Below are 23,984 nucleotides of genomic sequence, written 5' to 3'. Positions count from 1 at the left end.
ATGACGGCAAATCCCTATCCCCACCTGGGCTGGAATCCCGTCCCCGGCATCCCCGAATCGGTCACCGGCCTCTACACCAAGGTGAAGGCGGCGGCCGACACCCTGAACAGCTGCTACCAGCAGATCGATTACCTGCTCGGCGCCAGCTCCAGCTGGCAGGGCGATGCCGCCAGCGCCTTCCGCGACACGGTGGACGGCGACCTCAAACTCGCCGTGAAGAACGCCGGCCGCTCCATGAGCAAGGCCGCCGCCGCTCTCAGCACCTGGGAAGGCGATCTCTCCTCCCACCGCGATCTGGCGAAGAAATACGACGACACCGCGCGGGAGAAGAAATCCGACGCCGACAGCGCCCGTAAGCGCTATGACGAGGCCAAGGCGAACCCGGACCTCAAGCTCGGCGGAAAGGAATACCCCAGCCAGGCGGAGGCGGACGCCGCCACGGACCGCCTGCGCGCCGCCGAACAGGCACTCACCGACGCCACCACCCACGTCGACAACGCCAACGCCGCCTACGACGACGTCCTCAAAAAGGCGCGCGAACTCGAAGGCGTCCACAGCGACCGCGCCGACGCCGTCGCCAAACGCCTCGACGAGGCCGACGACAAACTGGCGCCCAAGGAGCCGGGCTGGTTCAGCAAGACGCTCAGCGCCATCGGCGACGCGCTCAAAGCGGTCGGCGACTTCATCGTCGAGCACGCCGGAACCATCGGCGCCATCGCCGGTCTCCTGGCGCTGCTCCCGACACCGCTGGCACCGGTCTTCGCGGGAATCGCGGTCGCCGCCAGTGCGGTGTCCATGGCGAAGAACCTCGCCAGCGAGGATTTCCGGGACGCGCTCACCGGGAAATACGGCTGGAAGGAAGGCATCTTCGCCGGAGCCTCCATGGTCGGTGACGCCCTCGGCATGGTGCCCGGCGTCGGTGCCCTCGCCCGGGCGGGCAGCGAGGCGGGGCTCGCCGCGGCGGTCGCCCGCGAAGGCGGCGAGGCCATGTCGGTCGGCTCGAAGATGGGCAAATTCGGCAGCGAAATCGTGCCCGCCTTCAGTGCCAAGGCGCTCGACGTCGCCACGTCGCCCGCCACCGGAGCGCTCCAGTACAGCATCAACGGCGTCAATGTGGCGGCCAACATGGCGTCGTCCATGGAAAGCCTCGGCGTACTCCCGAAGGACGGCCCCGGGCACGACGGCGCCGAGATCACCAAGGGCGCTGCCGCCAGTACCGGTCTGAAGGGCGGCGCCACCGAAATCATTACCGACGTGGCAGAAATGGTGAGGGGTATCCGCCTGTGAACGGCCTTATCGACACGGTGGCGGCCCAACCGAAACCAGAATTCTGGTACGGACTGCCCTACGGCTACCTCCCGTTGGACCTCGACCCCACCCCCGAGGGAATTCAGGAGACGGCCCGCCAGATCACCCTGCTCCCGCCCGAGGAGCGGGACCGCGCCGACCAGATATTCCGGCTCTACGCGGGCGTTCTCACCATGCTCCGGAAACGCGAAGTGATGGGGTGCGCCCTCGGTATGCACCCCGACGAGGACGGTGAACCCACCCTCTCCGTCCTCACGGTCTCCACCGTCGCGACCGCGGGCGCCCACCCCGATGCCGTGCTGATGCAACTCCTGGGCGGCGCGAGCACCGGAACGAGCGCCGCCGACGGCATCGTCCCGGTGGAAATCCCCGTCGGCACCGGATACGTCTGGGAAATGGTCCGCCGCACGCCGTCACCGGCCGCTCCGCCCGAGGGGGAGGAGGGGGAGGAGGAATCCCGCGAGGGCACCGTCTGGCAGGGCACGGTGGCCATTCCCCGCCCGGGCAGCGCATCGATCGTCATGCTGCAACTGGTCACCCCCGCAGTGGAATTGGCCCGGGACTACCGCGGCGTACTCCTCGGCGTCGCCCGTACGGTGTCCTTCACGGACCCGGCGGAAGAATCCGCGGCGAACGGGAATTCCGAAGCATCCGCCCCCTCCGACGCAGCGGAAAGGAGCCCCTTCGGATGACCCCGGAAGAGCGGGAGCGGGCGCTGACCAAACTCCGGAATCCCGTCCCGGCCGCCTACTCGACCGACGGCACGGATTTCGACGGAGCGCTGACGTACCACTACCGCACCGCCACGAAAAAATTCCTCAAAACCTTCCCGGTGTTCTTCCTCCTCTGGGTCCAGCTGTACGTGTTCCAGAACAACTACCTGATCCCGGTGGCCCTCATCGGTCTCTTCGGCGGGCTGGCCGTCCTCCTGGCGTTCTGGCAGCGCATGTCCCTGACCCGTAAGTGCGCACGGGTGCTCCGTACCTATCCGCTGGAATTCCGCACCCCGGTGGAGAAGGACGGGGAGAACGCGTCCCACACCGTCCTCCTCCACATCGGCGGCGGCCCCGGGGACGCGGTCACACAGCGCGCGAAGGAGGTGCTGAGCCGCTCCGGCTGGCCGGAGATGGCGGCGGGCTTCTGGTTCGCCGGGGACGATCCGTTCGGCGGCGTCGCCCTGGTCCCGGGCACCGGCGAACTGCTGGTCATGCAGCCGAAGCACTGGGCGGACAGCGCCAAGGCACGCGAAAGCGCAGGCCCCGACCGCAAACACCGGGCCGCCCGCGCCCGCATCGCCCGCCCCGGCCGATTCCGCTGAGCCCCGGCCACCACCGCTGACCCGCGCCCCGTCCGCCCCGCGCCGCCCGGCACACGGGGCGGCGCGGGGCGCGGTCCGCACCCGTACCCGGCGCCCCGCGCGCACGCCGCCCGGCGGCAGGTCTAGCGTGGTGCCCCGTGACACCGACACCGCTTTCGGCCGGTTTGCCGGAGCTGACCGCAGCGCGGTTGGCCGACAGCTGGCAACTGGACCCGTACGCCCTCGCCCTGGTGCTGCTGCTGGGCGGCCTCTACGCCGGGGGCGTCGTACGGCTGGCACGCCGCGGTGAGCGGTGGCCGCTCGTCCGCAGCGCCGCCTTCGTGGGCCTCGGCCTCGGCGCGATCGTCGTCGCCACCATGTCCGGGCTGGCCGTCTACGACCACGAACTGTTCTGGCCGGCCGCGGTGCAGAACATCGTGCTCGACCTGATCGCCCCGCTCGGTCTGGCCCTCGGCGACCCGCTGGCACTGGCCCTGCGGGCCCTGGACGACCGCTCGCCGACCGCCCGCCGAATCCGCGGCGCGCTCTCCGGCCGCCTGCTGCGCCTGCTGACGTTCCCGCTGGTCAGCACCGTCCTGGTCCTCGCATCCGAGCTGGCGATCTACTTCACGCCGTACTTCACGACCGCCCTGCGCCACGGCCCGCTGTACGAGTTGATGTATCTGCAACTCCTCGTCGTCGGCACCCTCTTCGTCCTGCCGATGCTCACCCGGGAGGAGTTGCTGCCCAGCTGGTGCAGCCATCCGGTACGCGCCCTCCTCGTCCTCGTCGACGGGCTGGTCGACTCCGTGCCCGGCATCGTCGTGATGACCAGCGGCACCCTCGTCGCGGGCGGCTGGTACACCGCCCACCACCGCCCCTGGGACCCCAGCCCGCAGCGCGACCAGATGATCGGCGGCGGCCTCATGCTCACCCTCGCCGAACTGATCGGACTGCCGTTCCTCATCGCGGTCTTCGCCGAGTGGGTCCGCTCCGAACGCGGCAGAACGGCGGCACTGGACGCCCGACTGGACCGCGAACTCGCCACGGTGCCCGCCCCCGCCGCCACCGCAGCCCCCACGGCCACACCGACCGCCCCCGAGGCACCGCAGCCGGAGCTGACCCGCCCCTGGTGGGAGACGGACCAGGGCGTGGTGGGGGAGCGGTACCGGCGCGGGGGAGGCGGCACCGCGTAGCGCCGCGCCGCCGCCTCCCCCGAGGCGGCGGCCCACCGCACCGGATACGCAGAAGACCCCGACATCGATGTGATGTCGGGGTCTTCCGGCACTTCTTGCGAAGTGCCCCCGGCAGGATTCGAACCTGCGCACACGGCTCCGGAGGCCGTTGCTCTATCCCCTGAGCTACGGGGGCGTTTCGCCTGTGTTGCTCGGCGACGGGTAGAACACTACCAGCTCCGATGGGGTGTTCCGGCACGTGATTCCGGTGCGGGCGGTGGAGATCGTTCCGCGGCGGTCAAAGGGGCCCGGAGCAGGGCCTCGGGGTGCGTCCTAGCGCATCCCGGAAGCGGGCGGGGAGCGGTCGGGGAAACGTCCCCCGCACGGGGGCGGAAGTGCGGAAAAGGGGTACGCCGCCGGGGGTGGGCACCTACTCTCGTCGTGTGCCTGGCTTGTGCGGTCGGATTCTTGTTGTGGATGACAGCAAGGGGGTCCGGCAGTTGATCAGGGTCAACCTCGAGCTGGAGGGCTTCGAGGTCGTGACCGCGGCTGATGGTGCCGAGTGTCTGGATGTCGTGCACCGCGTCAGACCCGATGTGGTGACCCTCGATGTCGTGATGCCGCGGCTCAACGGTCTGCACACCGCGGCGCGGCTCCGCGCCGATCCGCGGACCTGGGACATCCCCATCGCGATCATCAGCGCCTGCACCCGGGGCGAGGCGGACAGCGGCCGGTCGGTGGGCGTCGACGCGTTCCTGGGGAAGCCGTTCGAGCCCGCGGAGATGGTGCAGACGGTGGCGCGGCTGGCCCGGGACGGGCGGCGGCTGCGGGCCGACGGGGACGCCGCGGTGGCCGACCGGCCGGCGGCCGAGCGGGCCGCCGGGATGGCGCAGGTGCGGCAGCAGCCGGGGCTCGCCGAGCACGCCGCGCACCTCGAATGCGGCGACCATCTGGACCGGCAGGACCACCTCGCGCCGCACGGCGGTGGTGAGCGGTACCACGGCTGGCGGGGCGATCTCGGCGACCGCCGCGCCTCGTCCTGAACGGACCGCCGCGCACGCCCCGGCCGCCTGACGGGCGCCTCGCCCGCGCCCCGGTGTCCACCAGGCGAAACCTGGTCGCATGGGTGCCCCCCTTCTCCCATACGCTTGTCCTGTGACCCCCGCCGAGTTGTCCCGTACCGTCCTGCGCTCCGTGCGTGGTGCCGTGGCGGAGCGGGAGCTGTCCGTGGCGGTGCCGGAGCGGGTGGTGGTGCGGCCCGCGCCGCACTCCGGGGACTACGCGTCCAACGTCGCACTGCAGCTCGCCGCGGGGGCCGGACTGCCCGCCCGCGAGGTCGCCGAGGTACTGCGCAGGCGGCTGGCCGGATGCCCGGGCATCGCGTACGTCGAGGTCGCCGGGCCCGGATTTCTGAACTTCACCCTGGGGGACGGCGCACCGGCCGAACTGGTCCGCACCGTCCTCGCCCAGGGACCGCGGTACGGCTCCGGCGGCGCCCGCCCGGGCCGCCCCGGCGCCGCGACCGCGCCGCCGCCCGGGGGCGCGCGCGGGCTCGTCGTCGCCGAGGCGCTGGCCCGGATCGACGCCGCCGCGGACGCCGCCGGAACGCCGCCGGAGGACGCCGCGCCGCGGCCCGCGGCCGACGGCGATCGGGCCGAGCTGGCGCGGCTCGTCGCCCGGCTCGGCGGCGACGAGGCGCGGTGGGCGCTGCTGCGACCGGCCGCGCAGGACCCGGTGCGGCCCCCCGAGCGGCCCACGCAGCGGGAGGAGAACCCGCGCTTCCGGGTGCAGTACGCGTACGCCCGGACCCAGGCGCTGGTCCGTAACGCCCGTGAGCTGGGGTTCACCGGCGCGCCGGGTGACACCGGACCCGAGACGCACCCCGGCGGGGACGCCGCCGGGAGCGGTACGGCCGCGTCGGACACGCAGGCGCTCCACCTGCTCCTCGGCGGGTTCCCGGACGCCGTCGCGGCCGCGGCGCGCTACCGGGCGCCGGACCGGGTGGTGCGGCATCTGGAGGCGTTGGCCGAGGCGTATCTGCGCTGGCAGGGCGGGTGTCGGCCGCTGCCCGTCGGCGAGGAGAAACCCTCGGCCGTGCACCGCGCCCGGGTGGCCCTCGCCGAGGCCACCGGAACGGTGCTCGCCAACGGCCTCCGCCTGCTCGGCGTCTCCGCACCCGTACGACTCTGAACGACATTTGAGGGGATCCCACCACCATGAGCCGTTCCGCCCACCCCGCCGGGCCCCGGCACGCCGACGTCCTGCCCGAGGGGCACTACGCCGGGCCGCCCGCCGACCTCAACTCCCTCGACGCGCGCGTCTGGTCGCGTACCGTCCGGCGCGACGCCGACGGCGTGGTGACCGTCGGCGGGCTCGATGTGAAGACGCTCGCCGAGGAGTTCGGCACCCCCGCCTACTTCCTCGACGAGGAGGACTTCCGGGCGCGCTGCCGGGCCTGGCGGGAGGCGTTCGGCACGGGCGCCGACGTGTACTACGCGGGCAAGGCGTTCCTCTCCCGCGCGGTGGTGCGGTGGCTGACCGAGGAGGGGCTCAACCTCGACGTCTGCTCCGGCGGTGAGCTGGTGACCGCGCTGGACGCCGGGATGCCCGCCGAGCGGATCGCGCTGCACGGCAACAACAAGAGCACCGAGGAGATCACCCGCGCCGTCGAGGCGGGCGTCGGGCGGATCGTGCTCGACTCCTTCCAGGAGATCGCGCGGGTCGCGCACATCGCGCAGCGGCTGGGCAGGCGGCAGCAGGTACAGATCCGCGTCACCGTCGGCGTCGAGGCGCACACCCACGAGTTCATCGCGACCGCGCACGAGGACCAGAAGTTCGGCATCGCGCTGGCCGGGGGGCAGGCGGCCGAGGCGGTGCGCCGGGCGCTCACCCTCGACGGCCTGGAGCTGACCGGCATCCACAGCCACATCGGCTCGCAGATCTTCGACATGGCCGGGTTCGAGGTCTCCGCCCGGCGCGTCGTCCAACTGCTGACCGAGGTGCGCGACGAGCACGGTGTGGAGCTGCCGGAGATCGACCTCGGTGGCGGTCTCGGCATCGCGTACACCTCGGACGACGACCCGCGTGAGCCGCACGAGATCGCGAAGGCGCTCGGCGAGATCGTCACCAAGGAGTGCGAGGCGGCCGGGCTGAGCGTGCCGCGGATCTCCGTCGAGCCGGGCCGCGCCATCGTCGGCCCCACCGCCTTCACGCTGTACGAGGTCGGCACCGTCAAGGAGCTGGAGGGGCTGCGGACGTACGTCTCCGTCGACGGCGGGATGAGTGACAACATCCGCACCGCGCTGTACGACGCGGAGTACACCGTGGCGCTGGTCTCGCGGACCTCGGACGCCGAGCCGATGCTCTCGCGCGTCGTCGGCAAGCACTGCGAGAGCGGCGACATCATCGTCCGGGACGCCTTCCTGCCGTCCGACGTGGCACCGGGTGACCTGCTGGCGGTGCCCGCGACCGGGGCGTACTGCCGGTCGATGGCCAGCAACTACAACCACGCGCTGCGGCCGCCGGTGGTGGCGGTCGCGGAGGGCTCCGGCCGGGTCATCGTGCGCCGCGAGACGGAGGAGGATCTCCTGCGGTTGGATGTCGGATGACGAACTCGTTCGCGTGTCCGGCGCGGGCGACATAAATGTCTCGGTATCCGGACGAGGTGCGGAAAGTGCCGTCCGGTGCGTGAGACTGAGAATTCACCAAGAAGAAAAACGGCAGTATCGATGAAAAGCAGAGGTCGAATGATGCGTACGCGTCCGCTGAAGGTGGCGCTCCTGGGCTGTGGTGTGGTCGGCTCAGAGGTGGCGCGCATCATGACGACGCACGCCGACGACCTCACGGCCCGCATCGGTGCACCCGTGGAGCTGGCCGGGATCGCCGTCCGCCGCCCCGACCGCGTACGCGAGGGCATCCCGGCCGAGCTGGTGACCACCGACGCGATGGAGCTGGTCAAACGCGAGGACGTCGATGTCGTCATCGAGGTCATCGGCGGCATCGAACCGGCCCGTGAGCTGATCACCACCGCCTTCGCGCACGGCGCCAGCGTCGTCTCCGCCAACAAGGCGCTGGTCGCCGCCGACGGTGCCGCCCTGCACGCCGCGGCGGAGCGGCACGGCGCGGACCTCTACTACGAGGCGGCGGTCGCCGGTGCGATCCCGCTCGTCCGCCCGCTGCGCGAATCGCTCGCCGGTGACAAGGTCAACCGCGTCCTCGGCATCGTCAACGGCACCACCAACTTCATCCTCGACAAGATGGACACCAGTGGCGCCGGGTACAGCGAGGCGCTGGACGAGGCCACCGCCCTCGGGTACGCGGAGGCCGACCCGACCGCCGACGTCGAGGGCTTCGACGCCGCCGCGAAGGCCGCGATCCTCGCCGGGATCGCCTTCCACACCCGCGTGACCATCGACGATGTGCATCGCGAGGGTCTGACCGAGGTCACCGCGTCCGACATCGCCTCCGCCAAGCGGATGGGGTGCACCGTCAAGCTGCTCGCGATCTGCGAGCGGGCCGCGGACGGTGCGTCCGTCACCGCCCGTGTGCACCCCGCGATGATCCCGCTCAGCCATCCGCTGGCCTCCGTCCGCGAGGCGTACAACGCGGTGTTCGTGGAGTCCGACGCCGCAGGTCAGCTGATGTTCTACGGTCCGGGCGCCGGTGGTTCGCCGACCGCCTCCGCGGTGCTCGGCGACCTCGTCGCGGTCTGCCGCAACAAGGTCGCGGGGACCACCGGACCGGGCGAGTCCGCGTACACCCAGCTGCCCGTGAGCCCCATGGGTGAGGTCGTCACGCGGTACCACATCAGTCTCGACGTGGCCGACAAGTCCGGCGTCCTCGCGCAGGTCGCCACGGTCTTCGCCGAGCACGGGGTGTCGATCGACACCGTCCGTCAGCAAGGGCGGCCCGACGCGGACGGCGAGGCATCCCTCGTCGTCGTCACCCACCGGGCGGCCGACGCCGCCCTGTCGTCGACCGTCGAGGCCCTGCGGGGGCTGGACACCGTCCGCGGTGTCGCCAGCATCATGCGGGTCGAAGGGGAGTAAAGGAACCCATGTCTGCCAATTCCACCGCGTCCGCCGCGAACGGTCAGTGGCGCGGAATCATCGAGGAATACCGTGACCGGCTGCCGGTCAGCGACACGACCGAGGCGGTCACCCTGCGGGAGGGCGGCACGCCGCTGGTCCCCGCGCAGGTGCTGTCCGAGCGCACCGGCTGCGAGGTGCACCTCAAGGTCGAGGGTGCCAACCCCACCGGATCCTTCAAGGACCGCGGGATGACGATGGCCATCACGCGCGCCAAGGAGGAGGGCGCCAAGGCGGTGATCTGCGCCTCCACCGGCAACACCTCCGCCTCCGCCGCCGCGTACGCGGTGCGCGCCGGGATGGTCTGCGCGGTGCTCGTCCCGCAGGGCAAGATCGCCCTCGGCAAGATGGGGCAGGCGCTGGTGCACGGCGCGAAGATCCTGCAGATCGACGGCAACTTCGACGACTGTCTGACGCTCGCCCGTGGACTTTCGGACAAATATCCGGTCGCACTTGTGAACTCCGTCAACCCTGTGCGTATCGAGGGCCAGAAGACCGCGGCGTTCGAGATCGTCGACATGCTCGGCGACGCGCCCGACATCCATGTGCTGCCCGTCGGCAACGCCGGCAACATCACCGCGTACTGGCGGGGCTACCGCGAATACGCCGCCGACGGCATCGCCTCGCACACCCCGCGGATGTGGGGCTTCCAGGCGTCCGGCAGCGCCCCGATCGTGCGCGGCGAGGTCGTCAAGGACCCGCACACCATCGCCACCGCCATTCGCATCGGCAACCCGGCCTCGTGGTCCTTCGCGGAGCAGGCGCGGGACGAGTCGGGCGGCGCCATCGATGAGGTGACGGACCGTCAGATCCTGGCCGCCTACCGGCTGTTGGCCGCGCAGGAGGGCGTCTTCGTGGAGCCCGCGTCGGCCGCCTCGGTCGCCGGACTGCTCAAGGCCGCCGACGAGGGCAAGGTCGACCCCGGTCAGCGCATCGTCTGCACGGTGACCGGCAACGGCCTCAAGGACCCCGACTGGGCGGTGGCCGGTGCGCCGCAGCCCGTCACCGTCCCGATCGACGCGGACGCCGCGGCCCAGCGCCTCGGTCTCGTGTAACTCCGCAACCGCACACGTCGGGCGTACGGCGGGTCACCGGCTCCCCGGGCAGGTGACCCGCCGTGCAGCAAAGAGTGCAAAGGCTGCAAAGTCGGAAGTGGGGCACGGCTCGGCGTGCGACACGCATCGTGCGCCTCCCGTGCGCCCTATGTCGCCACAGAACCTTCCTTCGATAGGCTGGCAGCCAACTCCCCTCCGCACGGCATGACGCAGTGGTGTGCAGGGCAGGTCAGACACAGTCCCCGCCGGCCGGCCGGGCGCCTCGGCGCCGCGGTGGCGCGGGGCAGTACCGCAGCATCAATCAAGGAGAGTCATCGAGCGATGGCCGGTCCCGCGTTCCGTGCCGCCGCCGTCCGGGTGCGCACCCCCGCCACCAGCGCCAATCTCGGCCCCGGCTTCGACGCCCTCGGCCTGTCGCTGGGGCTGTACGACGATGTCGTGGTGCGGGTCGCCGACTCCGGTCTGCACGTAGACATCGCAGGTGAGGGCAGTGAGACCCTCCCGCGCGACGAGAGCCATCTCCTCGTACGCTCCCTGCGCACCGCCTTCGACCTGCTCGGCGGGCAGCCGCGCGGGCTGGAAATCGTCTGTGCCAACCGCATCCCGCACGGCCGTGGCCTCGGCTCGTCGTCGGCGGCCATCTGTGCCGGGATCGTCGCCGCCCGCGCCGTCACCATCGGTGGTGAACAGCGGCTCGACGACACCGCGCTGCTGGAGCTGGCCACCGAGATCGAGGGCCACCCCGACAACGTCGCCGCCTGTCTGCTCGGCGGATTCACCCTCGCCTGGACGGACACCGGGGCGGCCCGCGCCATCCGGATGGAGCCGGCCGACTCGGTCGTCCCCGTCGTCTTCGTCCCCGGGAAACCGGTGCTCACCGAGACCGCCCGCGGACTGCTGCCGCGCACCGTCCCGCATGTGGACGCCGCGGCCAACGCCGGTCGCGCCGCACTGCTCGTCGAGGCGCTGACCAGGCGCCCCGAGCTGCTGCTGGCCGCGACCGAGGACCGACTTCACCAGGAATACCGCGCCCCCGCGATGCCGGAGAGCGTGGCACTGGTGAACCGACTGCGTGCGGACGGTGTCCCCGCGGTCATCTCCGGTGCGGGCCCGACGGTGCTCGCCCTGGCCGAGGAGAGCTCGGCGGACAAGGTCGCCGCACTGGCGGGAGAGGGCTGGGCGGCCAACCGGCTGACCCTCGACGCGGCAGGTACGTGCGTCCTGCCGCTCGCCGGGTGACGGCCGCGGGTGATCGACGATTGCCGGTCTTGGGAAGGGGGAATGTTTGTTGGATCCGGTAGTGTTAACCTCAAGTCAGTACTCGACGCCTGAGTGGCGCGATGCTTCGTGTCCCTATCGGGACCACCTTTCTTCCGGGAGCCCCCCAAACTGCTCGAAGCAATGGCCCGAGCAGGAATGAGCACGCTCCGGAATCGGCGTGACGGACATGGGTCACACAGCATCCCTTCGCGCCGGACCAATGAACTGATCTTTCCGCCGTATCCGGCGGGACCACCGCCCCGGCCCGGTTCGCAACACCGCGGGACCACCAGCCGGACAGCACAACCGGTCGCCGAGCCAGACAGGCCGACGCCCGCTCCAGGGAAGGACCCTTCGTGAGCGACACCACCGATCTGATGGGCGTGCGCACCGATGGCAGTGCCACCGCGCCCGCCACGGACGCTCCCGCCGCGCCTGCCACCGGTGCTGCCGGCACCACGCGGCGCCGCCGTTCCGGTACCGGCCTCGACGGCATGGTCCTGGCAGAGCTGCAGCAGGTCGCCTCCGGCCTCGGCATCAAGGGCACCGCGCGGATGCGCAAGAGCCAGCTGATCGAGGTCATCAAGGAGAGGCAGGCCGCGGGCTCCTCCGGCTCCACCAAGGCCGACGCGCCCGCCGAGACCGACACCAAGCCCAAGCGCCGTACCACCTCCAAGGCCCGTACGGGCGAGGGCGACGCCAAGGCCGCCGAGAAGCCGGCCAAGGCCGACAAGAGCGCCGACAAGCAGGCCGGTCAGCAGCAGATCGACATCCCCGGTCAGCCGGCCAGCGACGAGCAGCCGGCCGGTGAGCGCCGTCGCCGCCGCGCCACCGCGGCCGCGGGCAGCCCCGAGGGCGCGGACGGCGCCAAGGCCGAGCCGAAGGGCAAGGCCGACACCGCCGTCGACGAGCGTCCCGCCAAGGGCGACCACTCCGACCAGCAGCACAAGGGCGGCGACCGCCAGGACCGCGGGGACCGTCAGGACCGCGGCCAGAAGGGCGACCGCCGCGACCGCCAGCAGGGCCGCCGTAACAAGAACGACGGCAACGACTCCGGCAACCAGGGCGACCGCCAGGGCCGTCAGCGGGACAACCGCCACGACGACGGCGACGACTTCGAGGGTGGCCGCCGTGGCCGCCGCGGCCGCTACCGCGACCGCCGGGGCCGTCGCGGCGGGCGCGAGGACTTCGGCAACGAGCCGCAGGTCTCCGAGGACGACGTCCTGATCCCCGTTGCGGGCATCCTCGACATCCTCGACAACTACGCGTTCATCCGGACCTCCGGCTACCTGCCCGGCCCGAACGACGTGTACGTCTCGCTGGCCCAGGTCCGTAAGAACGGTCTGCGCAAGGGTGACCACGTCACCGGTGCGGTCCGCCAGCCGCGGGACGGCGAGCGGCGCGAGAAGTTCAACGCGCTGGTCCGCCTCGACACCGTCAACAGCGTGGCGCCCGAACAGGGCCGCCAGCGCCCGGAGTTCGGGAAGCTGACGCCCCTTTACCCGCAGGAGCGACTGCGCCTGGAGGGTGAGTCGGGCGGCCTGACGACCCGGATCATCGATCTGGTGACGCCGATCGGCAAGGGCCAGCGTGGTCTGATCGTGGCCCCGCCGAAGACCGGTAAGACCATGATCATGCAGGCGATCGCCAACTCGATCACCCGCAACAACCCCGAGTGCCACCTGATGGTCGTCCTCGTCGACGAGCGGCCCGAAGAGGTCACCGACATGCAGCGGTCGGTCAAGGGCGAGGTCATCTCCTCGACCTTCGACCGCCCCGCCGAGGACCACACCACCGTCGCCGAGCTGGCCATCGAGCGCGCCAAGCGCCTCGTCGAGCTGGGTCACGACGTGGTCGTCCTGCTGGACTCCATCACCCGTCTGGGCCGCGCGTACAACCTCGCGGCGCCCGCCTCCGGCCGCATCCTGTCCGGTGGTGTCGACTCGACCGCGCTCTACCCGCCGAAGCGGTTCTTCGGCGCGGCGCGCAACATCGAGGACGGCGGTTCGCTGACCATCCTGGCCACCGCGCTGGTCGAGACCGGTTCGCGGATGGACGAGGTGATCTTCGAGGAGTTCAAGGGCACCGGCAACCTGGAGCTCAAGCTCGACCGCAAGCTCTCCGACAAGCGGATCTTCCCCGCGGTGGACGTCGACGCGTCGTCCACCCGGAAGGAGGAGATCCTGATGGGCGCCGACGAGCTGGCCATCGTCTGGAAGCTGCGCCGGGTGCTGCACGCCCTCGACCAGCAGCAGGCGATCGAGCTGCTGCTCGACAAGATGAAGCAGACGAAGTCCAACGCGGAGTTCCTGCTCCAGATCCAGAAGACGACGCCGACCACGGGCAACGGCAACGACTGACGCCCGGCCGCGCGACGCCGCCACGGAGCCCCCGCACTTCCGAGTGCGGGGGCTCCGTGCCATCCGGGACCGTCCGGCGTGAGCCGCCCGGCGACCGGTCCGTATACCTCCGTCCGGACGTGTCCCGCTGAGACCTTTCGCACAGGAGATGCCCGGAACCGTCCACTTGGTGATGTCCGAAAACCGGCCATCGCACCAGGTGAGGAGGGGCATACCGGCCGATCGGCGGGGCGCGTGCGCCGGTGTGCGCCCGCCCGGGCCGTACAGGGCGCTGTGCAACCCTTCCGTCCGGCTCCCCGTCTCCCACGACATGACGCGCCCCGCCCGCACGGGGCGGGCGGGGGCAGCGCACACGGACCGAGGAGCACATGGGCGACAGCAACGGGACGCAGAGGACGGCGGCGAGCCGCGGCAGCCGCATACGCGCCACCGGGCGCCGCCGCAAGGCACCCAGCCGACGCCGCCGCGCCCTGACCATCACGCTCTGCGCCGGGGTGAGCTGTCTGCTGCTCACCGGCGCCGGGCTGGGCTACGTCTACTACCAGCTCAACGGCAACCTCAAGGGCATCGACATCAACGCCGCCCTCGGCAAGGACCGGCCCGAGAACGTCGACAACGGCTCCCTCGACATCCTCGTCCTCGGCTCCGACTCCCGGGCCGGGAAGAACGCCCGGTACGGCGCCGACGAGGGCGGTGCGCGCTCCGACACCGCGATGGTGCTGCACGTCTACAAGGGCCACAAGAAGGCGAGCGTCGTCAGCATCCCGCGCGACACCCTCATCACCCGGCCCTCCTGCGTGAAGGACGGCAAGGAGGTGGCGGGCGCACAGCGGGTGATGTTCAACACCGCCTACGAGGTCGGTGGCCCGGCGTGCGCCGTCAAGACCGTCGAATCGCTCAGCGGCATCCGGATGGACCACTTCGTCGAGGTCGACTTCACCGGCTTCAAGAAGCTCATCGACGCGCTCGGCGGCGTCGAAATCACCACCAGCAAGCCGATCGACGACAACTCCAGCCACCTCCACCTGCCCGCCGGACACCACGTCCTCACCGGCGAGCAGTCCCTCGGGCTCGTCCGCACCCGGCACGGCGTCCCCGGCGGCGACGGCAGTGACCTGGGGCGTATCCAGCTCCAGCAGACCTTCGTCAAGGCGCTGATGCAGCAGGTGAAGAACGTCGGCGTGCTCACCAGCCCGGCCAAGCTCTACGACATCGCGTCCACCGCGACCAAGACCGTCACCACGGACACCGACCTCAACTCGATCGGTGCGCTCACCGGTCTCGCCAAGACCCTCGGCGGCATCGGCTCGGACAGCATCCACATGGTCACGTTGCCCGTGGAGTACGACAAGCTCGACCCGGCGCGGGTCGTCCCGCTGCCCCGGCAGACCGAGCAGGTCTGGCAGGCGCTGCGGCAGGACCACGCGATACCGAAGTCCGCGCTCAAGGACTCCGCGGGCGACAAGGGCGGCACCGGCTCGTACGTGAAGTAGCTCGGGGAACCGCCCGGTCCGCCACGCGATGTGGAGGGCCGGGAACGGCGGGTAACCGCCGGGCGCCCGGGGTTTCCCCGCCGCGGGGGCGGGGAATACCCGTCGGTCCACCCCGGTTTTGGGAGATGCGACAAGTCCTGGCAGACTGGACCGTCGGCCCCGGTTCACGTGACGCAAACCCGCGGCACGACCCGGAGCACTCCCGAACCTAGGAGATCCCCTTGAAGCGCGACATCCACCCGGAGTACGTCGAGACGCAGGTCAGCTGCACCTGTGGCGCGTCCTTCACCACCCGTAGCACCGTCGAGGGCGGCACCATCCGCGCCGACGTCTGCTCCGAGTGCCACCCGTTCTACACGGGCAAGCAGAAGATCATGGACACCGGTGGCCGCGTGGCCCGCTTCGAGGCGCGCTTCGGCAAGACCGCCGGTTCGGCCAAGAAGTAGCGACCCGCAAGGCGCCGGTTGCCGGTCGCCCCTCCGAGGGGCGACCGGACCGGCGTTTTGTCGTCCAGGCCACGGACCCGGCCGGGGGTCCGGCAACGCCGCGGCTGCGCAGCCGCACCAGGTGACCGGCACCCGGAAACACCAGTCAGCTAAGGAACCCCACGATGTTCGAGGCGGTCGAGGAACTGATCGGCGAGCACGCCGGTCTGGAGAAGAAGCTGGCCGACCCCGCGGTCCACGCCGACCAGCGCGAGGCGATGCGGCTCAACAAGCGCTACGCCGAACTCACCCCGATCATCTCCACCTACCGTTCCTGGAAGCAGACCGGCGAGGACATGGAGACCGCGCGCGAACTCGCCGCGGACGACCCGGACTTCGCCGACGAGGTCAAGGAACTCGACGCCCGGCGCGACGAGCTGACCGAGAAGCTGCGGCTGCTGCTCGTGCCCCGTGACCCGAGCGACGACAAGGACGTCATCCTGGAGGTCAAGGCGGGTGAGGGCGGCGAGGAGTCCGCGCTCTTCGCCGGTGACCTGCTGCGGATGTACCTGCGCTACGCGGAGCGGGCCGGTTGGAAGACCGAGATCCTGGAAGCCAACGAGTCCGACCTCGGCGGCTACAAGGACGTCCAGGTCGCCGTGAAGACCAAGGGCGGCGGCGGGGCCACCGAGCCCGGCCAGGGCGTCTGGGCCCGCCTGAAGTACGAGGGCGGTGTGCACCGCGTCCAGCGCGTCCCCGCCACCGAGTCGCAGGGCCGTATCCACACCTCCGCCGCCGGTGTGCTCGTCACGCCCGAGGCGGAGGAGGTCGAGGTCGAGATCGGCCCCAACGACCTGCGGATCGACGTCTACCGCTCCTCCGGCCCGGGCGGCCAGTCGGTCAACACCACCGACTCCGCGGTGCGCATCACCCACCTGCCGACCGGCATCGTCGTCTCCTGCCAGAACGAGAAGAGCCAGCTCCAGAACAAGGAGCAGGCCATGCGCATCCTGCGCTCGCGGCTGCTGGCCGCCGCCCAGGAGGAGGCCGAGCGCGAGGCGTCCGACGCCCGCCGCAGCCAGGTCCGCACCGTCGACCGCTCCGAGCGCATCCGGACGTACAACTTCCCGGAGAACCGCATCTCCGACCACCGCGTCGGCTTCAAGGCGTACAACCTGGACCAGGTGCTCGACGGTGAGCTGGACCCGGTCATCCAGGCATGCGTGGACGCCGACTCGGCGGCCAAGCTCGCCGCCGCCCAGTAAGACCCGCCTCACCCGTACGCCCGCACGACCCGGCTGGAGGAACCCGTGAACCTGCTGCTCGCCGAGGTGGCCCAGGCCACCCAGCGGTTGGCCGACGCCGGCGTGCCCTCACCGCGCTTCGACGCCGAGGAGCTGGCCGCGCACGTCCACGGCGTCAAGCGCAGCCAGCTGCACACGGTCGCCGACGCCGACTTCGACGCCCGGTACTGGGAGGCGATCGCCCGCCGCGAGGCCCGCGAACCGCTCCAGCACATCACCGGCCGCGCCTTCTTCCGCTACCTCGAACTCCACGTCGGGCCGGGCGTGTTCGTGCCCCGGCCGGAGACCGAGTCGGTGGTCGGCTGGGCCATAGACGCGGTGCGCGCGATGGACGTCGTCGAGCCGGTCATCGTCGATCTGTGCACCGGCTCCGGGGCGATCGCCCTCGCGCTGGCGCAGGAGGTGCCGCGCTCCACGGTGCACGCCGTGGAGCTGTCCGAGCAGGCCCTGACGTACGCCCGGCGCAACGTCGAGGGCTCGCGGGTCACCCTTCACCAGGGCGACGCGCTGACCGCGCTGCCCGAGCTGGACGGCCAGGTGGACCTGGTCGTCTCCAACCCGCCGTACATCCCGCTCACCGAGTGGGAGTACGTCGCCCCCGAGGCCCGCGACCACGACCCCGAGCTGGCCCTGTTCTCCGGTGAGGACGGGCTGGACACCATCCGGGGCATCGAGCGGACCGCGCACCGGCTGCTGCGGCCCGGCGGACTCGTCGTGATCGAACACGCCGACACCCAGGGCGGCCAGGTGCCGTGGATCTTCGCCGAGGAACGGGGCTGGGCCGACGCGGCCGATCACCCGGACCTCAACAACCGGCCCCGTTTCGCCACCGCGCGCCGGGTGTCGCCATGACGGGCACCCCGACGCCCGATGTATCCGTTCCGCACGAGGAGGACCGTTAAATGGCACGGCGATACGACTGCAGCGACGCGACCGACCGCGCGACCGGTCTGCGTGAGGCCGCGTCGGCCGTCCGCCGCGGCGAGCTGGTCGTCCTGCCGACCGACACCGTCTACGGCATCGGCGCCGACGCGTTCAGCGCCGACGCCGTCGGCGACCTGCTGGAGGCCAAGGGCCGCGGCCGCGGTATGCCCTCACCGGTCCTCATCGGCTCGCCCAACACCCTGCACGGCCTGGTCACCGACTTCTCGGAGCAGGCGTGGGAGCTGGTCGACGCGTTCTGGCCCGGCGGGCTGACCCTCGTCGCCACCCACCAGCCGTCGCTGACCTGGGACCTCGGCGAGACCCGCGGCACCGTCGCGGTGCGGATGCCGCTGCACCCCGTCGCCATCGAACTGCTCACCGAGTTCGGCCCGATGGCGGTCTCCAGCGCCAACCTCACGGGACACCCCTCCCCGCAGGACTGCGACGCCGCCCAGGCGATGCTCGGCGACTCCGTCTCCGTCTACCTCGACGGCGGCCCCACGCCCGCCGCCGTGCCGTCCTCCATCGTCGACGTCACCGGCCGGATCCCGGTGCTGCTGCGTGAGGGCGCCCTCAGCGCCGAGGAGCTGCGGAAGGTCGTGCCCGAGCTCGAGGTGGCCAATTGATGGCGCCTCTGGGGCGCGGCATAACGGGGCCCGGCGAGACCGCCTTCCCGTCGGTGCCGCCGTCCGGCTACGCCGCCGCCGTCCAGGCGCGCGCCGCGGCGCCGGTCGCGCCCGCCCGCTTCCGGATCCTGCACGTCAGCACCGGTAACGTCTGCCGCTCGCCGATCACCGAGCGGCTGCACCGCCACGCCCTCGACCTGCGGCTGGGCGGTGCGGGCTGCAGCGGCCTGGTGGTGGAGAGCGCCGGTACCTGGGGCCACGAGGGCGCGCCCATGGAGACGCACGCCGCGACGGTCCTCGCCGACTACGGCGCCGACCCGGCCGGATTCCTGGGCCGCGAACTCCTCGACGAGCACGTCATCCGCGCCGACCTGGTGCTGACCGCCACCCGCGACCACCGCGCCCAGGTCATCTCGATGGGCCACTCCGCGGGGCTGCGCACCTTCACGCTGAAGGAGTTCAACCGCCTGGTCCGGGCGATAGACCCGGCCACCCTGCCGGAGCCCGACCCGCAGCTGCCCGACTACGGTCTGGTCGAGCGGGCCCGCGCCCTGGTCGGCGCCGCCGCCGCGCTCCGCGGCTGGCTGCTGGCGCCCGACCCGGAGTCCGACGAGGTCCACGACCCCTACGGCGCCCCCATCACCTTCTTCCGCTCCATCGGCGACGAGATCAACCAGGCCCTCGACCCGGTCGTCACCGCCCTCACCGGGGTCCCGGCCCGCGCCTGACGCCCGGCCACGGGCGGGCGGCCGGGCACCCGGCGGAACCGCCCCGGACCACCCGCACACCGGGGTCCGCGTACCGGGCCCGTACCCCCGAGCCGCACGGGGCCCGCATCCTGAGCCACACAGGCCCCACGCCCGCGCGCCCGGCCCCCGCACCTCCCGGCCCGGCCGTGACCGCTCCTCCCGGCCGTCTGCCGCCCCTCTCCCGGCCCCGTGGCCGTGCCCGTACGTCCGCTGCCCGGCCGCCGCGCCCGATCGCCGTACCGCGCCTACATTGGACGTGAGTCCCCGCACGAGGCCCGGAGCGCGCCATGTCCGCCACCACCGCGTCACCCCGCAGCACGTCACCGGCCGAGGCGCGCCCGGACACCGCGCCGGACGCGGCGGAGGCGGCCGCCGAGGCGTGCCCGGCGGACTTCACGGCGCTGGCCGCCGCCGACCCGGAGATCGCCGGGGTGCTGATCGGCGAGAGCGCCCGGCAGAGCGAGACGCTCCAGCTCATCGCCGCGGAGAACTTCGCCTCGCCCGCGGTCCTCGCCGCCCTCGGCTCCCCGCTCACCAACAAGTACGCGGAGGGCTATCCGGGCGCCCGCCACCACGGTGGCTGCGAGATCGTCGACCTCGCCGAGCGGATCGCCGTGGAGCGCGCCAGGGCCCTCTTCGGCGCCGAGCACGCCAACGTCCAGCCCCACTCCGGCTCCTCCGCCGTCCTGGCCGCCTACGCCGCCCTGCTGCGCCCCGGGGACACCGTGCTGGCCCTGTCCCTGCCGCACGGCGGGCACCTCACCCACGGCTCGCCCGCCAACTTCTCCGGCCGCTGGTTCGACTTCGCCGGGTACGGCGTCGACGCGGAGACCGGCCTCCTCGACCTCGACGCGGTCCGCGCACTGGCCCGCGAGCGCCGCCCGAAGGCCCTGGTCTGCGGCTCGATCGCCTATCCGCGCCATGTCGACTACGCCGCCTTCCGCGACATCGCCGACGAGACCGGCGCCTACCTCATCGCCGACGTCGCCCACCCCGCCGGACTGATCGCCGGGGGAGTGGCGCCCAGCCCGGTGCCGTACGCCGATGTCGTCTGCGCCACCACGCACAAGGTGCTGCGCGGGCCGCGCGGCGGCATGATCCTGTGCGGTGCGCGGCTCGCCGAGCGCATCGACCGCGCGGTCTTCCCCTTCTCGCAGGGCGGCGCGCAGATGAACTCCGTCGCCGCCAAGGCCGTCGCCTTCCGCGAGGCGGCCACCGACGCGTTCCGCGGCTACGCCCGGCGGACCGTCGCCAACGCCCGCGCGCTCGCCACCGCCCTCGCCGACCAGGGCCTGACGCTCGCCACCGGCGGCACCGACACCCATCTGATCGTCGCCGACACCGCACCGCTGGGCCTCGACGCGCAGACCGCCCGGGCCCGGCTGGCCGCCGCCGGGATCGTCCTCGACACCTGCGCGCTGGCCTGCCCCGACGGCACCGCCCGGCGGACCGGCATCCGGCTGGGCAGTGCGGCGGTGACGACGCAGGGCATGGGCGAGGCGGAGATGGCGCGGATCGCGGAGCTGATCGGGGCGGCGCTGCGCGGCGACGGCGCGGTCCGTCCGCGCACCGCGGCGCTCGCCGGTGGTTTTCCGCCGTATCCCGGCCGGAACTGAGCGGGAACCGCGCACGGCTCCCCGCCGTCACAGACCGCGGGGACGGCGTGGGACGCCCGTCACCCGGCAGCCCGCCACCTGTGTGTACGGCGCGGTCGTGGACCCGCATAAGGTGTGGGGCTGTGATGGCCAGCTATATCTGTGGGGCAGCCCGTGCGTGAATACCTGCTGACGCTGTGCGTCACGGCCGCGGTGACGTATCTGCTGACCGGCCCGGTGCGCAAGTTCGCCATCGCGGCCGGGGCGATGCCGGAGATCCGGGCCCGTGACGTCCACCGCGAGCCGACGCCCCGGCTCGGCGGTATCGCGATGTTCGGCGGGTTGTGCGCGGGCCTTCTGGTCGCCTCCCATCTGACCAATCTCAAGAGCGTCTTCGCGGACTCCAACGAACCGCGGGCCCTGCTCTCCGGCGCCGCGCTGATCTGGCTGCTGGGCGTCCTGGACGACAAGTGGGGCGTGGACGCGCTGGTCAAGCTCGGCGGCCAGATGGTCGCCGCGGGCGTGATGGTCCTCCAGGGTCTGACGATCCTCTACATCCCGATCCCCGGCGTCGGCACGTACCTGCCGTCGCCGACGCAGGGCACGCTGCTGACCGTCGCGCTGGTCGTCATCACCATCAACGCGGTGAACTTCGTCGACGGTCTCGACGGCCTCGCCTCCGGCATGGTGTGCATCGCCGCCGCGGCGTTCTTCATGTACGCGTACCGGATGTGGTTCGGCTACGGCATCGAGGCGGCGGCGCCCGCGACGCTGTTCTCGGTGGTGCTGATGGGCATGTGCCTGGGCTTCCTGCCGCACAACATGCACCCCGCGCGGATCTTCATGGGCGACTCGGGATCGATGCTGATCGGCCTGGTGATGGCGGCGGGCGCGGTGTCGGTGACCGGGCAGGTCGACCCGGACCTGCTCAGCCTGAAGACCGGCGGTATCCGCGAGGCGACGCACTCGATGGTGCCGGTCTACATCCCGCTGCTGCTGCCGCTGACCGTCATCGCGGTGCCGGTCGCCGACCTGATCCTGGCGATCGTCCGGCGTACGTGGAACGGCCAGTCGCCGTTCGCCGCGGACCGCGGGCACCTCCACCACCGGCTGCTGGAAATCGGTCATTCCCACAGCCGCGCTGTCCTGATCATGTACTTCTGGTCGGCGCTGATCGCGTTCGGCGCGGTCGCCTACTCGGTCAACAACGCGAGCATGTGGATCGTCCTGGGCATCGTGCTGCTGAGCGCCGTCGGGCTGGTGCTGCTCCTGCTGCCGCGGTTCACCCCGCGGGCGCCGATGTGGGCGCAGCGCATCGTGCCGCCGCGCTACCGCCGGATCGTCCGCCCCGAGCCCGCCGACGCCGTCGCGGGGGAGTCCGCGGAGGGTGTGCGCGAGGAGCGGGACGAGGCGCGTGAGGCGGTCGCCGCGGGGCTGCACGGCGCCACCGCGATCGGCGAGCGGTCACGCTTCGTGGATCGGTGCCGGGCGGACAGTCACCACTGAAACCGGTGTGCGACGTCACGGACGTCCGTCAACCGCGTCGCTAAATCGGGTGACTTGCCGCTATAGCAGACAAAGTGCTGCCTGTCGCTGCACCGAAGGGCGGGGTCACGCTCACGTGTGACAGGCGGCACACCATAGAGGTAAAGACCTCATCAAATAGTTTGTGATACCGTTCACGAGACTCGGCGACAGAGTCGAAGGTCCGCCCAGCGCGGGGCCTTTGGACTCAGCAGGTTCTTCCGCCGGCCGGGTCTACGCTCGTCCCTGACGACACACCCCCACCCCTTGCCGGAGCGCCGCCATGCAGTCGAATGACGCCCGACTTCTCGTTCATGCCCTTGTGCCCACGCTCGTCGCCGGCGTCGTCGCCGTCGCGGTCAGCGCTGCGCTCGCGGGTGGCGCGGGGGCCGTCGGTGCCGTGATCGGCACGCTGTTGGTGGTGCTCGTCATGGGAGCGGGACTCGTCATCCTGCAGCAGACCGCGAAGAAGCTCCCGGATCTCTTCCAGATGATGGGCCTTCTGCTCTATTCCGTGCAGATCCTGGCAGTTGCGGTCTTCCTGCTGGCTTTCAAGGACACAACGCTCTTTGATACGAAGGCATTTGCCTTCACGCTGCTCGGCGCCACCCTCGTGTGGATCGCTGCACAGACCCGCGGTCACATGAAGGCGAAGATTCTCTACGTGGACCCCGACTCCGCAGAGGCGAAGAAGGCGGAGACGGCGGGGTCGCCGACGTGACACGTAGGGCCGGAATAAAAGCCCGATCGCGGGCCTGCTATCGTCCGGTGCCAACTACGGCACAGTTGGCGCAGGCGGCTGAGCACCCGGGTTCCACGAGCTGGAGCCGGTGGGCCTCGTGGCCGATGCCTGCGATCCGACCCGGCCCAGCGCCGAGACGCCGCCCCCTAATCCGCAAGACCAGTCCAGTGCCGCTCCGTGGCTCAATGCCGCGCCGACACAACGAGGTTGCCGTACCCATGCGCCACGCTGAAGGAGCCCGCGGTGAGTGCTGAAACGATGCTCGCCTTCGACACGGAGTGCCACCTCTTCATCCCGGGGTGTGGCTTCGAGGCCCCGGGCCTTCATTCGTTCGTCTTCGATCCGCTCTTCACCATCGGCGGCTTCAACTTCAACAAGCCGATGCTGCTGGCTCTGCTGAGCACGGTCGTCGTGGTGTGGTTCTTCTGGGCCGCCTTCGGTCGCGCCAAGGTCGTGCCGGGCAAGCTCCAGATGGTGGCCGAGGCGGGTTACGACTTCGTGCGCCGCGGGCTCGTGTACGACGCGCTCGGTAAGAAGGAGGGCGAGAAGTACGTCCCCTTCATGGTCGCGCTGTTCTTCTTCGTGTGGATCATGAACCTCTGGTCGATCATTCCGGTCGCCCAGTTCCCGGTGACGTCGGTCATCGCCTTCCCCGCGGGTCTGGCCCTTCTGGTCTGGCTCCTGTGGGTGGGCCTGACCTTCAAGAAGCACGGCTTCGTCGGCGCCCTCAAGAACTTCTCCGGCTACGACAAGTCGCTCGGCTGGGTTCTCCCGCTGCTGATGATCATCGAGCTGCTCTCGAACCTGATCATCCGGCCCTTCACCCACGCGGTGCGACTCTTCGCGAACATGTTCGCGGGCCACATGCTGATCGTGATGTTCACCGTCGCGAGCTTCTACCTGGCGAACGGCGTCGGCTTCGTCTACGCGGGCGCCTCCTTCGTGATGACCATCGTGATGACCGCCTTCGAGCTGTTCATCCAGGCCGTCCAGGCGTACGTCTTCGTCCTCCTGGCCTGCAACTACGTGCAGGGCGCGCTCGCCGAGCACCACTGAGCAC

21 protein-coding genes and 1 tRNA gene are annotated in these 23,984 nt (G+C 71.3%); 21 read left to right on the top strand and 1 reads right to left on the bottom strand.

Annotated features, from left to right (window positions below):
• From IF23_RS0106480 to IF23_RS0106465, 4 genes are all read left to right on the top strand, one after another.
• Positions 1–1,287, top strand: coding sequence for a hypothetical protein (locus IF23_RS0106480; protein ID WP_030280749.1), 1,287 nt, complete (start codon positions 1–3; stop codon positions 1,285–1,287).
• A complete protein-coding gene (locus IF23_RS0106475; RefSeq protein WP_030280747.1) occupies positions 1,284–2,000 on the top strand; it encodes a hypothetical protein in 717 nt (238 codons plus the stop codon). The genes IF23_RS0106480 and IF23_RS0106475 overlap by 4 nt, the downstream gene beginning before the upstream one ends.
• Positions 1,997–2,626 carry a hypothetical protein gene (locus tag IF23_RS0106470; RefSeq protein ID WP_030280745.1) on the top strand — a complete coding sequence of 210 codons (630 nt, stop codon included), beginning with the start codon at positions 1,997–1,999 and terminating at the stop codon, positions 2,624–2,626. The genes IF23_RS0106475 and IF23_RS0106470 overlap by 4 nt, the downstream gene beginning before the upstream one ends.
• Positions 2,627–2,763: 137 nt before the next feature.
• Complete coding sequence (locus IF23_RS0106465) at positions 2,764–3,801, top strand: cytochrome c oxidase assembly protein (protein WP_030280744.1); 1,038 nt, start codon at positions 2,764–2,766, stop codon at positions 3,799–3,801.
• 103 nt (positions 3,802–3,904) lie between these two features.
• Here the strand turns inward: IF23_RS0106465 and IF23_RS0106460 are convergent.
• Positions 3,905–3,976 (bottom strand) — tRNA-Arg (locus IF23_RS0106460).
• A gap of 277 nt (positions 3,977–4,253) precedes the next feature.
• On the opposite strand from IF23_RS0106460, the gene IF23_RS35565 reads away from it, so the two are divergent.
• From IF23_RS35565 to atpB, 17 genes are all read left to right on the top strand, one after another.
• Positions 4,254–4,823 carry a response regulator gene (locus tag IF23_RS35565; RefSeq protein ID WP_425423805.1) on the top strand — a complete coding sequence of 190 codons (570 nt, stop codon included), beginning with the start codon at positions 4,254–4,256 and terminating at the stop codon, positions 4,821–4,823.
• A 112-nt stretch (positions 4,824–4,935) separates the two neighbouring features.
• Positions 4,936–5,970: an ArgS-related anticodon-binding protein NrtL gene (nrtL, locus tag IF23_RS0106450; protein ID WP_030280741.1), complete on the top strand. Its 1,035-nt coding sequence runs from the start codon at positions 4,936–4,938 to the stop codon at positions 5,968–5,970.
• Between the two features lie 26 nt (positions 5,971–5,996).
• Entirely contained in the window at positions 5,997–7,388 is a 1,392-nt protein-coding gene (gene lysA, locus IF23_RS0106445; RefSeq protein WP_030280739.1) for a diaminopimelate decarboxylase, read from the top strand.
• 138 nt (positions 7,389–7,526) lie between these two features.
• A complete protein-coding gene (locus tag IF23_RS0106440) occupies positions 7,527–8,828 on the top strand; it encodes a homoserine dehydrogenase (RefSeq protein WP_030280737.1) in 1,302 nt (433 codons plus the stop codon).
• Positions 8,829–8,836: 8 nt separating this feature from the next.
• Entirely contained in the window at positions 8,837–9,922 is a 1,086-nt protein-coding gene (gene thrC, locus IF23_RS0106435) for a threonine synthase (RefSeq protein ID WP_051739303.1), read from the top strand.
• Between the two features lie 321 nt (positions 9,923–10,243).
• Positions 10,244–11,161, top strand: coding sequence for a homoserine kinase (thrB, locus tag IF23_RS0106430; protein WP_030280733.1), 918 nt, complete (start codon positions 10,244–10,246; stop codon positions 11,159–11,161).
• A gap of 377 nt (positions 11,162–11,538) precedes the next feature.
• On the top strand, positions 11,539–13,542 hold the full coding sequence (rho, locus tag IF23_RS0106425) for a transcription termination factor Rho (protein ID WP_030280732.1): 2,004 nt from the start codon (positions 11,539–11,541) through the stop codon (positions 13,540–13,542).
• Between the two features lie 368 nt (positions 13,543–13,910).
• Positions 13,911–15,035, top strand: a complete 1,125-nt coding sequence (locus IF23_RS0106420; RefSeq protein WP_030280730.1) for an LCP family protein — start codon at positions 13,911–13,913, stop codon at positions 15,033–15,035.
• A 221-nt stretch (positions 15,036–15,256) separates the two neighbouring features.
• Entirely contained in the window at positions 15,257–15,481 is a 225-nt protein-coding gene (rpmE, locus tag IF23_RS0106415) for a 50S ribosomal protein L31 (RefSeq protein ID WP_030280728.1), read from the top strand.
• Between the two features lie 164 nt (positions 15,482–15,645).
• The gene (gene prfA / locus IF23_RS0106410) at positions 15,646–16,725 is read left to right on the top strand and encodes a peptide chain release factor 1 (protein WP_030280727.1); all 1,080 of its coding nucleotides are present in this window, start codon (positions 15,646–15,648) and stop codon (positions 16,723–16,725) included.
• 45 nt (positions 16,726–16,770) lie between these two features.
• A complete protein-coding gene (prmC, locus tag IF23_RS0106405; RefSeq protein ID WP_030280725.1) occupies positions 16,771–17,616 on the top strand; it encodes a peptide chain release factor N(5)-glutamine methyltransferase in 846 nt (281 codons plus the stop codon).
• 50 nt (positions 17,617–17,666) lie between these two features.
• A complete protein-coding gene (locus IF23_RS0106400; RefSeq protein ID WP_030280723.1) occupies positions 17,667–18,314 on the top strand; it encodes an L-threonylcarbamoyladenylate synthase in 648 nt (215 codons plus the stop codon).
• Positions 18,311–19,042: an arsenate reductase/protein-tyrosine-phosphatase family protein gene (locus tag IF23_RS0106395; protein WP_425423804.1), complete on the top strand. Its 732-nt coding sequence runs from the start codon at positions 18,311–18,313 to the stop codon at positions 19,040–19,042. Before IF23_RS0106400 ends, IF23_RS0106395 begins: the two co-directional genes overlap by 4 nt.
• A gap of 308 nt (positions 19,043–19,350) precedes the next feature.
• Positions 19,351–20,679: a serine hydroxymethyltransferase gene (locus tag IF23_RS0106390; RefSeq protein ID WP_030280719.1), complete on the top strand. Its 1,329-nt coding sequence runs from the start codon at positions 19,351–19,353 to the stop codon at positions 20,677–20,679.
• Between the two features lie 141 nt (positions 20,680–20,820).
• Entirely contained in the window at positions 20,821–22,164 is a 1,344-nt protein-coding gene (locus IF23_RS0106385; protein ID WP_030280717.1) for an MraY family glycosyltransferase, read from the top strand.
• A 301-nt stretch (positions 22,165–22,465) separates the two neighbouring features.
• Entirely contained in the window at positions 22,466–22,903 is a 438-nt protein-coding gene (locus IF23_RS0106380) for a Cg1360 family ATP-synthase-associated protein (RefSeq protein ID WP_030280715.1), read from the top strand.
• Between the two features lie 279 nt (positions 22,904–23,182).
• Complete coding sequence (gene atpB, locus IF23_RS0106375; protein ID WP_030280714.1) at positions 23,183–23,980, top strand: F0F1 ATP synthase subunit A; 798 nt, start codon at positions 23,183–23,185, stop codon at positions 23,978–23,980.
• The last annotated feature ends 4 nt before the right edge of the window (positions 23,981–23,984 follow it).

Source organism: Streptomyces catenulae (assembly GCF_000718015.1).
GTDB classification, from domain to species: Bacteria; Actinomycetota; Actinomycetes; order Streptomycetales; family Streptomycetaceae; genus Streptomyces; species Streptomyces catenulae.
Note: the sequence above shows the minus strand (reverse complement) of the source record. Positions and strands in the feature narration are given on the sequence as shown.

What these genes read in the sequence shown, in the direction of transcription:
- IF23_RS0106390 (WP_030280719.1), top strand. Translation starts at nt 19,351, where the DNA reads ATGTCCGCCACCACCGCGTCACCCCGCAGCACGTCACCGGCCGAGGCG.
- lysA (WP_030280739.1), top strand. Translation starts at nt 5,997, where the DNA reads ATGAGCCGTTCCGCCCACCCCGCCGGGCCCCGGCACGCCGACGTCCTG.
- thrB (WP_030280733.1), top strand. Translation starts at nt 10,244, where the DNA reads ATGGCCGGTCCCGCGTTCCGTGCCGCCGCCGTCCGGGTGCGCACCCCC.
- IF23_RS0106440 (WP_030280737.1), top strand. Translation starts at nt 7,527, where the DNA reads ATGATGCGTACGCGTCCGCTGAAGGTGGCGCTCCTGGGCTGTGGTGTG.
- thrC (WP_051739303.1), top strand. Translation starts at nt 8,837, where the DNA reads ATGTCTGCCAATTCCACCGCGTCCGCCGCGAACGGTCAGTGGCGCGGA.
- IF23_RS0106400 (WP_030280723.1), top strand. Translation starts at nt 17,667, where the DNA reads ATGGCACGGCGATACGACTGCAGCGACGCGACCGACCGCGCGACCGGT.
- IF23_RS0106380 (WP_030280715.1), top strand. Translation starts at nt 22,466, where the DNA reads ATGCAGTCGAATGACGCCCGACTTCTCGTTCATGCCCTTGTGCCCACG.
- IF23_RS0106420 (WP_030280730.1), top strand. Translation starts at nt 13,911, where the DNA reads ATGGGCGACAGCAACGGGACGCAGAGGACGGCGGCGAGCCGCGGCAGC.
- atpB (WP_030280714.1), top strand. Translation starts at nt 23,183, where the DNA reads ATGCTCGCCTTCGACACGGAGTGCCACCTCTTCATCCCGGGGTGTGGC.
- prfA (WP_030280727.1), top strand. Translation starts at nt 15,646, where the DNA reads ATGTTCGAGGCGGTCGAGGAACTGATCGGCGAGCACGCCGGTCTGGAG.
- IF23_RS0106470 (WP_030280745.1), top strand. Translation starts at nt 1,997, where the DNA reads ATGACCCCGGAAGAGCGGGAGCGGGCGCTGACCAAACTCCGGAATCCC.
- IF23_RS0106480 (WP_030280749.1), top strand. Translation starts at nt 1, where the DNA reads ATGACGGCAAATCCCTATCCCCACCTGGGCTGGAATCCCGTCCCCGGC.